Below are 12,230 nucleotides of genomic sequence, written 5' to 3'. Positions count from 1 at the left end.
GGTCATTTGAGTTACCCTTTTCCAGCGTCGCGGAAAGGGATTATCTATTTCGCTCTACTTTAGATGTAACCTAAATTAGCCTATTTTGCGCTCACGCCGTTTCCGAGCTGCCATCTTGCGACAGCCTTCCTTGCAATACTTGGCATCGATCCGCTTCCATTCGGGCATGAGATTGCCACAGTAGGCGCAATGCCAGCCTCGGGAGTAGTTTCGCGCCAGCGCCTTTGCCCGCTGAGAGATCCGATGTGCGTTCTGCCAGGGATAAGAGGTTGACACTATGCGCACAAAGGGCGGGTCGAGTTCCTCAATCCAGATTGTTGAGTAATCCCGATCCGTCATTTTTCTCTGTACCTTTTCTTTCTCTGTACCTTTTCCGGGAACAAGCATTGATATCATTGGGCTTTCGGGTTTAACTCCCTCGCGCGCGTATTGGTCGCGAAACTCTGTTTCATTGCCCCTCAGGCGGTCGCGCATTCGACTTCCCGCGCGATAGCCAATAGGCGCTTGCGCTCAGCCCAAAGAGCCTTGGCACGCTCTGATTGACGTTTGCGCCCCTCTGCTGTCTTTGCGCCCGTAGATAGCCCACCATGCAGGCGGCAGCGGGTCTTGCCGGGGACGGGCGTCTCCATGCATACACCGCCCTTGGTCTTGGCTCCGCAAATCTTGGTTTCACTGGTCATGTTGTGCCTCCTGTCTGGACTGACAAACAGCCTGCCCCTATCTTGTCTCTATGCGTAGATTGTTTGTGAATATTGCCGTTATCCTCATTTTGCTTTGTAGTCCGATTACCGTCCTCGCAGTTGGTTGGGGGTACATGCAGATTTACCATCAGTTCGGCATGGTCCCCTTTGTTATCGCCTGTCTCAGCGGGACGGTGTGCGTGCTAGGGGCTGCTTGGCGCTCTGATACAATCCAAGAGCGGTCGCTCCGGCCACCACACGGCCAATAAGCTCTGATTGTACATCTTTGAGCGGTTGCCCTTTCAATGCCCCTCTGACGGCCTTGAGCGCGGCCTGTGCATCTTTTCCCTTGATCCCGGTCAGTGCCTTTGCGATTTCGACAAACTTGCCCCGTTCTCGGGCAGACATGCTGGCAGTGTCTATCGCGGCAATGGACTGTGACACCTCGCGCGCCGCATCAAGAGGATTGCCGAGGTTACCAGCCGTTCGGCGCAACAGGCCGGGAGAGGTTTCTTCTGCAACCTGTTCTTGAATGGACTGTCTTATTGCCGTTTTGGAGTTCTGAGCAACTGCCGCCCGTAATTCCAGCGCCGTCGCTGACCGATCCAGTTCATTCAGCAGCCGGTCCGCACGAGGCCCACCGAGAACTAGGCGTAGTTTCTGGATATTGGCGCGGCTAAACACGACGGGCAGAACGGCTTCTCTGAGGACTCCCTGGAAGGCCTAGCAGACCTGGACGCACGAATTCCACCACCTGACGCAATTGTGGAACCAGCATCTCCACCGTCCTACGTCTACCGGGATCGGCTATCGCCAAAGAACGCAGCGGGGGGCGGCTTGGTCAAAGGCGATGACGGTGCAAAGCGTCAACACTATTGGGGTCACCGCGAACGCCTGCGGCAGCGCTTCCTAAAAGGCGGTCATGAGCCAATGCCCGAATACGAGTTGCTTGAACTTCTGTTGTTCAACGCAATTCCAAGGATCGACGTCAAACCACTGGCCAAACGTCTATTGGCGGAATTCGGTGACCTGAACGGTGTGATTGCGGCTTCGAAGCATCGCGTCCTACAGGTCGAGGGGGCTAACGATTGGGTCTACTATCATCTTCGTGTTGTTGAAGCCTTCGGGCACAGAATGGCGCAAGCGCAAGTTATGAAGCGGGACGTTATGTCATCGTGGGAGGACCTGGTGACCTACTGTCGCACTGCAATGGCACATCGTGAAATCGAGCAGTTCCGCGTTCTGTATCTCGACCGAAAGAATGTTCTGATTGCCGATGAAGAACAGGCGCGGGGCACAGTTGACCACGTGCCGGTTTACCCGCGCGAGGTGGTCAAACGTGCTCTGGAATTGAATGCCAGTTCGATCATCCTTGTTCAAAATCATCCGTCCGGTGATCCGACGCCGAGCAAATCAGACATCACAATGACTGAACGTGTCCAAGACGCCTGTAGCACCTTGGGCATTCTCGTACATGACCATGTTATTATAGGTAAAAAGGAAGAGTTTTCTTTCGGTTCAAGTGGTTTGCTACTCAAGTTTTAGTCTGTAAATAGAGTTTGCGAAACGCGATTGATACGGAACCAATGTCAGAATGAATACCATTTTGCCCGCTGTAGCATTTTTCCTCGCAACTTCCGCAAGCGCGGCCAGCCTGCACGTGCGAGACGCTGATACAATCGTCGTTGATGGAACGCCTGTGCGATTGAACGGTGTAGACGCTCCAGAACTAGGCACACAGTCTGGTCGGAACGCAAAGCGCTGGATGGTGAACTATCTGCGCGGTAAGTCGATATCCTGCGATTTGAACGGTGAGCGCACTTATGACCGCTGGGTAGGTGTCTGCTATGCGGATGGCCAAGATATCGGGGCCGCTGTAATCGCCGCAGGCCATGCTTTAGACTGCCGGAGGTACTCGGGTGGCCGATACAGGCACTTAGAGACAGCAGCGGCCAAATCACGGCTGAGAAGGGCCGGTTATTGCAGGTGATACCTGTTAGGCAAATTTCGCCCTGCGGATCTGCCTCGCAACGTCGATTTTTTTTGGATTCTGTGCTAGAGTTAGAATTTAACCAAGTTTTTCTTAAAACTCCTATCTACAGGTTGCTGTATGTCTGCGCATTGTCAAAGTATCCGCGACGAAATTGAGACGTTAGTGCAGAGCATCGAAGTGCTCGACATCCAGATTCAAAGCACTGTTGACCCAATCCAAAAGTCAGCGTTTATTCGATTTCGAAAGCAGTCGCTTTCGCTGCTTCAACGGAGACGGCAGGCACTGAAAGCTTGTGAAGAGAACGGGCCTCCATTGCCGCAAGTTCCATCGGACATGTCAGATTTCGGTTCTGAAGTCTCTCAGGGTATTCCTGGCTACCAGCTTGTCGCAGGTAAAGATACTCTGGTTCGATTGTTTGTTGGTCGCCGCCCACCTGTAGTAACTATGGCATCGGAACTGCTGGGTGAAGAAGACTCTGAGTATTCTTCGAAAGCCCTCGGATTTGATCCGGATTTACTTCCAATCCATTCACTGCCATTCAATCCGGCCCGAGTCGATTATGCCGAAGTCGAGATTTCAGGCCCTTCGGGGACCACAGTTGTTCCCGGCGATATTGGTGATGGTGTTTTTTCAAACGACACTAAAAGTTTCGCTGAAGATGACAATATAAACTTTTATGTCCGAGGCCAGGACATCTCGAAGCCCGGACGGCATAATTTCATTGCACGGTTGTACCGTGGTGGCACTCTCGTCGGCGAAAAGCACCTTGGGCAACAGCAGTTTCATCCAACGAAGGACCTGCGAATTCTTATTGTGGTTGAGATATTTCCCTTTCCCGCAGAGAAATGGGAAACCCTTTTTAAGGCATTGGCAGACTTGTCTCGTGTTTTCCCTATCCGCTCGGGTGTGGCTCCTCTCGATGGGGATCAGGAAGCAGGGTTACGCTTCCGGATTGAGCCAATACCGCTTAACTTCGCGTGGCCTGACCGCACTCCTGTAGCGCAGCGACTCGCAGCATTTAATCAAGAGCAATCCGATGCTGGCAGGCCTGATCGAGCTGAGCACGTCCTGACAATACGTACCCAGCAACCCGGCGAAATGCCACTCGGGGGAAGTGCCCAGTCTGGACCGAACGGGAGCATCGCTGGCGTTACACTGAATGTGAGTCCTCCTATGGACGACTCTTTCGGCACGTTGGTTTCCCACGAAATCGCGCACAACTTCTTGACTGTTCCTCATGTTGGTGACGAAGGTGTGTCGCTAAATGAACCAGCTGCATTCGATATTGTCGCTCGAAAATCTGTGACGAATCCCAGAGCTCTGATGTATCGGATCTATAATTTAACCCCCAACGGAACAGCGTTTCTTGTCCCAGACTCGTGGCGGGCTATCCGAGAACGCCTGCTGACCAGATCCAGCACAGGAAATGATGAGTAGTTTGAATTCAGTTAGTTTGACGGCGATTTCACATTGTAAGTTTGGGCTCAAATCCGACGAATACAAAACTCAAAAGGTAAAACGATCAGGTCAATGGATCTGACTTCTCACTCTTTCCGCTGCGAACAATTTGCATGTCGTCTGCATTGTAGGGTTGAAGTAGTTCAAATGCCTCTGCAGGATTTCCCGTCATCCATTGCTCGTAGTCGTCTGGCTTCAGGATCACCGGCATTCTTTGCGGGTGTACCGGTTTCACAATTTCATTCGCTGTCGTCGTGATGACGGTGTAAGTTGCGACTTCCTCCTGCCCCTCTTTGCCCTGGTAGCACGATGTTTGCCACAATCCGGCAAACGCGAAAGGCGGGCGGCCTTCATCGCCTTTGAGAGCAAACCAATAGTAGGTTGCGGGATTGCGGCCCTTGGCCTCGCAGAACGAACTGGCAGGCACGAGGCAACGCCGATGCTCGAAGCTTCCTTTCCACAGCCCGCTTGAGCGTACCTTGTCATCTCGCGCGTTGTTCCACGCTGCAGGCTGGATAATCGCCCCTGTCTTTGTCGACTTCTTGGTTGTGCGAAACCCCCAACTAAGCGGTACGAATTCCCGCTTTCCATCCTCCGTCATCCTTACGACCGGCCCCATATGTTTCGGAAAAATTGCGGACAATGGCTCAGCATTCCCAAGCTTGTCGCGTTCCGCAGCTACATCGAATAGTTGACGCATCGCTTCGGCAGGGATCGTGTTAGAGTACAGGTTGCACATGAGACGACGGTAAGCTTCAAAACCCGATTGGACAAGCTCCAAAGGTTCGCTATCTGTTCTCCATGTCGGATTGGCCTAATCGAATCCCCTTTGACCTCCACAAAGAACTTGAATCCCGGCGAGTTGATGACTGGCAGGCGGCATTGCGCACCTGGGCCAAATCCCATCGCCTAAGGATCAAGTTGCACTGGTGGCCTTCTCTTGAACGGCAGATAGCCGACTTACATTCACGGCGCTATACAGCTGGACCACAGGACCACTGGGCAGCAATGCGTGATTGGTTAGTTCAGAATGACGTCCCTGCTCCAAGAAATCTGCCTGGATGGCCGGAACATTTATAGAGGCTGGCTGAGGGGGTCGAGGCCAGCCTCTATCTTCGTCACGAGGGGGTAAGTGGTTATTCTGATCCCAAACTACTCAATATGAGCGAAGCCCGAAATTGGGGGATTCCCGTAACGGCGCTGTTTCTGTCAAAAAGGTTCGTTTCCGGAGGGTAAACAGTCAGTTGCCGAACGAGCTATGGACACAACTTTGCCACAATGCGATCCTCTTGACGTGGGTGGCATGCTTTTATTTTAGCACTTTCTGGTTTTTCTGACTGGATTTGAGGGGGTTACCTAGTACGGTGTGCCACCCCACGAGTTTTTCGTAAAACAGACCGAAGCAAGAACCGCGTTTTTCAAATGTCATTGCGCTTTCGTAATCTTCATCGAACGGTCGCAATCAGAACACTTCGCTCCCATATCACTTATATGCGGCGCGTCATGATGGGGTTTAGCGATTTCAATGAGGGGGTACGAGTTCGGCGCGTCGCAACCCCGACATGTTTTTCTGGCAAAAAACACCGGCTGTCTTGATATCAGAGTGACTGAATAAGAACGCGGGTACAGAGCACCAATGAATATCGATGAACCTAAATTAGTAATGTCAGACAAGTGCAAGTCCGTGCTTGTTGATGGGTATCGGTTTGAAATCGAAATCTATCGTCTGGACAACCAAAACCAGTGGACGTTGGAAGCGGTGGACTGCGAAGATGCCAGCTATGTCTGGGACGACAAGTTTGTTTCGGATCAGGAAGCCTTGGATACTGTGATTGAGATTCTGAACAATGAAGGCGCTTTGGGCTTCATGGGTAAGGACACGAAGCCTTAGGGAAAAGGTCACAGACGAATTTGCGCTATGAGAGTACGCTCTTCAGATATTGATTTGAAAGGACGGTTTCATGGCAGTTTACAAAATCCCAAAGCAAGAACTCGGCGTCGCTCCTGGATTTAAAGTCACGTTTCATGGCAAAGTTAATGTAGAATTTCCCAAGGCTAGCATTGAAATACCCACGAAAGTGACCGGCTGTAAGCCGTATACGTATCGCGTTAGTCTTGATCCCGCCAAGGGACGTTGGACAAGTGAAGACAGCCACAAATGGACGCTTCTTAATCACGAAGTTGTGGTTCGGATAAGTATCGATCCGGCAAGGCCAAGATACGTCGCCGCAGAAGTGTATCACCCGGTAAAAAACAAACGCCAGAGGCTGTGGCATGATGAGTTCGATATTTTTGGACCCTACAAAAAACGCAAGGTCGAGATGTTTGCGCAAGGCGCATTCATTGATCCCATAAAATCAAATGCCGACCATACTTATGCTGCGGGATACAATGACGCCGGAAAGCGAAACTACCTTTGGCCATGCGGGGGCGACCACGATGAAAACCAGCGCTCTATTGGTCATGGGATGGCTTTTCAACCCGAATGCGATTGTCTTTCGCAAATGCGAACTGATCCAGTGACAAAGGGCCTAGCGGGAATTCGATACGGCCTTGACGGCGTCTGTCATCAAGCAACCAACAGAATTATGTGTACAGCTGGGCTCGAGGTAAACGACGCAAAGGGCTACAAATCTAAAGGCTGGGCCTACTTGACTCACACTCTTTATGGCAGGTTGGGCTTACTGGCTAAAGATGGGAAAGGGGCTGAGAAATGGCGCAGCATATGCAATGGATGCCTCACGAAAAAATATCCTAGATGCTCTGAAGAAACTGAATTTTTGGTATCGAAGAACGAGCATCCAGACCTCATGCAGATGCATATCGACTCCAATCAAGAGCTTGTTTTGCAAGTGCGCCGTGACCTTTTGGATGCATATAATGAGCTTGAGGCCGGCAATCTCGGCCCCAAAGAATACGCCGATGTTTTGAATGCCGCCATCAACGGTTACAAGGCAAAGATGCAGAATGTTTTGGGTTCAACCCTGCACACAGAGATGTTTGACGAGGTCGCCAATGTCGACGTTGTGGTTGTCGACCCCAATATAGCCGAAGCTGTTTTTGCACAGCCTGCTCCGTGACCCATCTCTGTTGTTACCGTTGACCACTGCTATCTAACAGTTGTTCCAGTTCGCGAGCCAGACGCACATGCTCGTTGATCTCTTTCCTCATCTCCTGAGCCTCTCTGGTGCGCATACCGTGCTTGTAGGCGGGGTTGGCCTTGCCAGGACCGTGACCACCGCCAGCGCCATGCATCCGGCAAACCGTCCAGCCTTTTACCGCTGGGCTTTTGCAAGGAAGACCACTGCGTTTTGACGTTGCATTGCAACGAGGCGCTGCGTGAGCCTTGTGCATGGGGTTGGAGGCATGTTTCATTTTTTGCCTCCCCCCGTCTCAACGTTACCAACGATTGCTTGTCCGCCGTCTTCGACGTTCACGTGCTGAACAGTTACCGTCTGTTTCCCGCCGTTTCGGTGCTTCCGAAGCGTCTCAACCTGGGCGGCGAATGTACGCGAGAGTTTGTTGAATCCCGTGTAGTGGAGTTGGGCTTGAGGGATTGTCGCCGTGGCACCAAGCCACCGGGCCGACCGAATTGTTGCAACATGCGTGGCTGCCATCTGGACAGCCAGCATTCTCTCAACGGCATCTCGTGGCGCAATGTCGTGGATGATGGAAATCATGAATGCCCGCTCATCGTTTACTTCACCTGCGCTACCAGATTCCGCGTTGTTCAGTGCTTTTAGGCAGTGAGCCATCAAGGCACTGGCCAGTTCATCGCAGTCTGTTCCGAACACTTCCCTTAGCCCGTCGTGCTTGGTTAGCTCGACAATGTTACCTTCTTTGTTGCTGCCTTCGAATTTGACCCCAGTTTTGCTTGGCTCGCTTTTCTTGGGGGTGATGTCGCCTTTGGTGTTGTCAGTCATTGCTCTGTCCTCTTTGTTGCGGCTGTCATCACTGTTCATGTGCCATTTCCCATTGTCTTGTTTCCCCATTCCACAGCCTGCCATTCGGCCCATGGCGTTTCCAATCCGTCAGACGCCGCCATTCATCCAGACTGACTACCTTGCCGGTCCAAGTAACTGGCCTGCCGCCAAGGCCGACATTGTTGGGCGTTGGGCTGCGTTCTGGGGGCTGCTGTTGAGGGGGTTCATTGTCCTTTCCGTTATCTTCCTGCCGACACATGGCAGAAACCGGCAGAAAGGTCTGAACTGCCTTATTTGCAGGGGTTTCGTCTTCTGCGTTCGTTGCGGCAGAAAGTGGCAGAAAGTCCACCGTTTGGTTTATCCGCAGGCTTTCTGCCGGTTCTTGCCGGTTCGGCTCCGGCGCGCCAAAGCCATTGTTTTCAGCACTGTGAACCCTTTCTGCCGGTTTTGGCCGGTTGTCGGTAGGGGTAACAGGTTCAGTGTCGTACTTACGTGCCAGCTCAGACCAACGCCCCATAATTCAACCTCCCAACTTCGGATTGACGGCATAGACCACGGACGGACGGCCCCCGGTTTCGATTTTGATTTCCTGAAGCCAGTCCGCATCGACCAGAACCGAAAGTGCGGCTTGTACCTGCTTGGCAGTGCCCAAGCCGGAGCGGTTGCGGTGCTGAATGTCTCGAACCTTTAAGCCAGTCGGTTGTTCATCTTGGATGATGCGAGCAATCACGCGCGCTCCTTCGACCTCAGGTGCAGGCTTAACTGCTCCATAGGCCCGGAAGGCATGGAGCCTAAGATAATCCCCGACAAGGTCACACGCGCGGCCTACGTGGAACGCCTCAATCAACGACGGGCAATCTGTCCCGTTGGTCGCTGCCCAGTCGAGGTGGGCCAAGACGTTGGCGACACGCACTACAAGCCCCGGCATTTTTCCGATATGGCTTTTGAACAATCCTGAAGCATCCGCTTCCCATGACCGACACTGAACGCGGAACTTGTCCAGGATATCTGCTGCACCATCGCTGAAATGGACATAGAAGGGGCGCTTACCTCCATCTTCGCAAACAGAGTGCTGCAAACCCCGAAGACGATTGATTGCGTCAATCATGCTCTGGTCACTCATGCACCGTGAAGGTCGGGAAAGTGGAACCGGGTCAGGGAACACGACCATGAACCTGGCAAGCAGCCCGTCATCGTCAGCCTTGACGAGAAGATCCAACAGACGGTCGGGCTGTGTGCCACCAACTATCGAAACACTCAGGTGTTCAACAATGATGGGCTCGGGGCTGTTTTTGCGGTCAATTGTGTAACTGCGACCGCCATATGCTTCTAGCCAGAACGGACGGTCACCACCGCCGTTGTAGCGGTCCATACTGGACAGCCAACCGGACAGTTCATCACGCGCCAGCAATAACCCACGCCACGTCGACGACAGAAGGTCGGCAACCTTTTCCGTGGTGATGTCGGTGATACTGATGCGTTCGCGAACGGGAGGCTTACCCGCATCTGCCTCTGCTGGCTTTGCAGGAGGCTCGGCACCATCAGCTACCGCGGTTTTGGCATCCGCCTTCCATTGTGCCAGAGCGAATGACGCGAGTTCGTTGTCACTCTCCCATTCATCGCGCGCGCGCCTGTAGTCTTCGGATAAGCTGCGTTCAATTTCTTTGACCGGGTCCAGCACACTATCCAGCGCAGGGCTTTTGCCTGCGGATGGGTCACCAACCAACATCGACCAAAGAACCGGGGGCTCTTTCCAACCTTCCCACGGCACTGCCCAACGTGAGTTGCCAATGGCCGCGCTGGCGGCGCTCAAGAGCGTCAGGGCAACGTAGTCCTTTGGTGTGCCCTTCACTTCGGCGGCTGTGGTAATCCAGTCTGCCCAAGGTCCATAGACGTGACTGAAATCATCCGACGACATAACCGGCGCGGCAGGCCGACTTGGTTGCCCGATGTTCATATCCGGGTCCGGCCATTGGGTTGCGGGTTCAAATGGTACTGCCTGTGCTCCGTTCATTTCACTGCTCCGTCTTTCAGGACGTCATTCCAATCCTGCCCATCTGGTGCGGGCATGGTCGATACATCCCAGCCAAAGGCAATGCGCCCGAGACGCAAGCGCGTTCCCGGCTTCTACTCCGGCTGTGTCTCCATCTGTTGCGACAATCAGTGACCCTGGTTCACTTGGCAGGCGCAAAGCTTTCATCCCAGAGGTGCTAAGCGTAGCCCAGACAGTCGCAGGCCCGCTGAGCATGCCTGAAAGCAGGGATAAACCTGTCTCAATTCCCTCGCAGACGACCAACGCTCCTACGGCCTCTGACAACACCACGGCGCCGCCAGAGCATGGCCCTAGCATCATCTTGGCGTTCTTCGTCAGCCGGTTGCCTTTCTTGTCGAAGAATGTCCGGTGAATGCCGCCCGTTGAGACATTGGCAACCATGGCCATGCACCAGGACGTTGACGGACCATGAAAGATATCCGGCGCGAAACGCAGAGAAGGGGGTAGGGGGCAGGTAATGCCCCGGTCCCTCAAATAGGACTCAGCCTTGGTGCGCTGGATAGGGCGAGAAGCGTCCCAGATTCCATACGCCTGATTGAGTTTCTGAGCCTCGTATTCCTTGCGCTTCCGGTCAGCTTCACGCTGTGCTTCGGGGTCAACTTGCGCCGAACAAGCCGGAACGTTGGCCGCGTCGGCAATGCTCCTGAAGCTGCAACCGCTCTTAAAGCAGTACAGCAACAGTTTGCCCCCGGATTCCGAGATTGAAAGCGCGCTCTGGTCTTTCCGGCGTTCCTGCTGACAAACAGGACAGGGGGCAGACCCCCGCCCATTGCGCCAGACACCACCTAGTTTGTATGTCATGTCCGCTGCGTTCATGACGCGCCCCCTTTCAGGTCAACGCCGAACCAGTGCGCCGCCAGGATAGGAAACTCCCGCAGGACCGTGTGCGGTGGAACGTTGCGGTTGTCAGGTGCGCGTTGCGCCCCAGAGACGCGTATCGGATCAAAGTTCGGGATGGGGTAGATAAGGGGCTTCATGACTGGCCCCCTTTCTGGTCGATCCAGGTCACCTTGTCTTTCAAAACATAAATGCCGTAGCGCTCACGCCCGGTTCGGGGGTCGCTTCTGAACCATTCGGTTTCAATATTGAGCCCCTGTTCCTCGCGCAGCAACATGATGTAATGCGATAGCCTGACGGGCGATGCACAGTACATCGGAGCGTTAATCAGTGCGTCCAGAATGCGCCTCTTGTTCTTGCCAACAGAAATCTTGCGTGGGTCAACGCCGTCACTCTCGACAAGGAATTCAGTGATTGCGGTTTCGGATTTCAGGCAATGCCAGCCCGTAACCCAGAGAGTGCCCGATCCCGGACGGATTCTCTTAAATTCGCTGCCTCTTACTGCAGTCATGTGTTCTACTCCGCTTGCGCGAAGGGGTCGAACATTGTACACTGGGCGCATACCAAGCCGTTACGAAATATAACGAATTCGCCCGTGTCCAATGTTTGCCCCATTGGCGCGGGTTTTCGTTATACGCTCTGGCTTTCACCCATGATCCAAGCATCAATCTGATGCGTGTCCACAAACGCTGCGCGGCCTACAGTGTGCTTTGTAATGGCACCCTTTTTGACTGCGCGGTCGAATGTGGACCGACTCAACGAGTAACGCTTTATAGCGTCTGTAAGTCGGATCAGATTTGCAGGTCTAGCGCTCGATTCTGCCATGTGAGATACCCCATGGTTGGCAGAAGGTTGGAATAGAACTTATTGCTAGCTTTATAGTCAGCCTCTGCGCAAACAGCATTCAGCGCTTTCGCCATGTGCCAAATATTACTATTGCGTTTGTCGCGACTGACCATCATATAATGCGTAATGTGACGAATGACATTCGTTGCTAGCACTTGGGAGAAGAACACAGCTAACCCTTTTTGAAGCTGGGCGTTTGCCTTGTTCTTTTCCGTATGCATTCTAATCCGTGCCTTCTGCTAGTTGGTTACGGTTTCAGCAGAGGCGCGCCTGGTCCTTCCAAAAACTAAGGCGCGTCCTCTGCCCCTAAAGGCTCATAAGTCATCATGACCCGTGCTGAGCACGACACCCATGGTAGAGTCGCCACCCACTCAGCACAATACCTAGGAGCTCGGTTATCCACAGGGAACTTTGCGGAGTGTGGATTTTCCCCTGTAGCC

The 12,230-nt window shown here is 53.3% G+C and carries 15 protein-coding genes; 5 read left to right on the top strand and 10 right to left on the bottom strand.

The window, feature by feature from the left end; all coding sequences use genetic code 11:
- Positions 1-458: 458 nt before the first annotated feature.
- Both AC2FJB_RS20050 and AC2FJB_RS20045 read right to left on the bottom strand, forming a co-directional pair.
- Positions 459-680 carry an HGGxSTG domain-containing protein gene (locus tag AC2FJB_RS20050; RefSeq protein WP_496720821.1) on the bottom strand — a complete coding sequence of 74 codons (222 nt, stop codon included), beginning with the start codon at positions 678-680 and terminating at the stop codon, positions 459-461.
- Positions 681-863: 183 nt separating this feature from the next.
- A complete protein-coding gene (locus AC2FJB_RS20045; protein WP_496720823.1) occupies positions 864-1,364 on the bottom strand; it encodes a hypothetical protein in 501 nt (166 codons plus the stop codon).
- A 48-nt stretch (positions 1,365-1,412) separates the two neighbouring features.
- Between AC2FJB_RS20045 and radC the strand changes: the two genes are divergently transcribed.
- The 3 genes from radC (at position 1,413) to AC2FJB_RS20030 (ending at position 4,110) form a co-directional block, all read left to right on the top strand.
- Positions 1,413-2,225 (top strand): RadC family protein, encoded by an 813-nt coding sequence (radC, locus tag AC2FJB_RS20040; RefSeq protein WP_496720835.1) that lies wholly within the window; start codon positions 1,413-1,415, stop codon positions 2,223-2,225.
- 49 nt (positions 2,226-2,274) lie between these two features.
- Complete coding sequence (locus AC2FJB_RS20035) at positions 2,275-2,670, top strand: thermonuclease family protein (protein ID WP_496720825.1); 396 nt, start codon at positions 2,275-2,277, stop codon at positions 2,668-2,670.
- A 165-nt stretch (positions 2,671-2,835) separates the two neighbouring features.
- The gene (locus tag AC2FJB_RS20030) at positions 2,836-4,110 is read left to right on the top strand and encodes a hypothetical protein (protein ID WP_496720827.1); all 1,275 of its coding nucleotides are present in this window, start codon (positions 2,836-2,838) and stop codon (positions 4,108-4,110) included.
- 85 nt (positions 4,111-4,195) lie between these two features.
- On the opposite strand, the gene AC2FJB_RS20025 is transcribed toward AC2FJB_RS20030, so the two are convergent.
- Entirely contained in the window at positions 4,196-4,870 is a 675-nt protein-coding gene (locus AC2FJB_RS20025) for an SOS response-associated peptidase (protein WP_496720829.1), read from the bottom strand.
- A gap of 897 nt (positions 4,871-5,767) precedes the next feature.
- Here AC2FJB_RS20025 and AC2FJB_RS20020 point away from each other — a divergent pair.
- Together AC2FJB_RS20020 and AC2FJB_RS20015 are read left to right on the top strand one after the other, a co-directional pair.
- Positions 5,768-6,022 (top strand): hypothetical protein, encoded by a 255-nt coding sequence (locus tag AC2FJB_RS20020; protein WP_496720879.1) that lies wholly within the window; start codon positions 5,768-5,770, stop codon positions 6,020-6,022.
- A 70-nt stretch (positions 6,023-6,092) separates the two neighbouring features.
- Positions 6,093-7,211 carry a hypothetical protein gene (locus AC2FJB_RS20015; protein WP_496720877.1) on the top strand — a complete coding sequence of 373 codons (1,119 nt, stop codon included), beginning with the start codon at positions 6,093-6,095 and terminating at the stop codon, positions 7,209-7,211.
- Between the two features lie 291 nt (positions 7,212-7,502).
- On the opposite strand, the gene AC2FJB_RS20010 is transcribed toward AC2FJB_RS20015, so the two are convergent.
- The 7 genes from AC2FJB_RS20010 to AC2FJB_RS19980 form a co-directional block, all read right to left on the bottom strand.
- Positions 7,503-8,093: a hypothetical protein gene (locus AC2FJB_RS20010; RefSeq protein ID WP_496720875.1), complete on the bottom strand. Its 591-nt coding sequence runs from the start codon at positions 8,091-8,093 to the stop codon at positions 7,503-7,505.
- A complete protein-coding gene (locus AC2FJB_RS20005; RefSeq protein ID WP_496720873.1) occupies positions 8,083-8,571 on the bottom strand; it encodes a hypothetical protein in 489 nt (162 codons plus the stop codon). Before AC2FJB_RS20005 ends, AC2FJB_RS20010 begins: the two co-directional genes overlap by 11 nt.
- 3 nt (positions 8,572-8,574) lie before the next feature.
- The gene (locus AC2FJB_RS20000; RefSeq protein WP_496720871.1) at positions 8,575-10,068 is read right to left on the bottom strand and encodes a YfjI family protein; all 1,494 of its coding nucleotides are present in this window, start codon (positions 10,066-10,068) and stop codon (positions 8,575-8,577) included.
- Between the two features lie 24 nt (positions 10,069-10,092).
- Positions 10,093-10,923 (bottom strand): DUF7146 domain-containing protein, encoded by an 831-nt coding sequence (locus AC2FJB_RS19995; RefSeq protein ID WP_496720869.1) that lies wholly within the window; start codon positions 10,921-10,923, stop codon positions 10,093-10,095.
- Entirely contained in the window at positions 10,920-11,084 is a 165-nt protein-coding gene (locus AC2FJB_RS19990) for a hypothetical protein (protein WP_496720867.1), read from the bottom strand. Before AC2FJB_RS19990 ends, AC2FJB_RS19995 begins: the two co-directional genes overlap by 4 nt.
- Positions 11,081-11,455 (bottom strand): hypothetical protein, encoded by a 375-nt coding sequence (locus AC2FJB_RS19985; RefSeq protein ID WP_496720865.1) that lies wholly within the window; start codon positions 11,453-11,455, stop codon positions 11,081-11,083. The genes AC2FJB_RS19990 and AC2FJB_RS19985 overlap by 4 nt, the downstream gene beginning before the upstream one ends.
- A 280-nt stretch (positions 11,456-11,735) precedes the next feature.
- Positions 11,736-12,011, bottom strand: a complete 276-nt coding sequence (locus AC2FJB_RS19980) for a hypothetical protein (protein WP_496720863.1) — start codon at positions 12,009-12,011, stop codon at positions 11,736-11,738.
- Positions 12,012-12,230: the final 219 nt, after the last annotated feature.

It is taken from the genome of Ruegeria sp. CDSC085, from assembly GCF_059610465.1.
The sequence above is the reverse complement of the archived record's forward strand: the minus strand, read 5'-3'. Positions and strand labels throughout refer to the sequence as shown.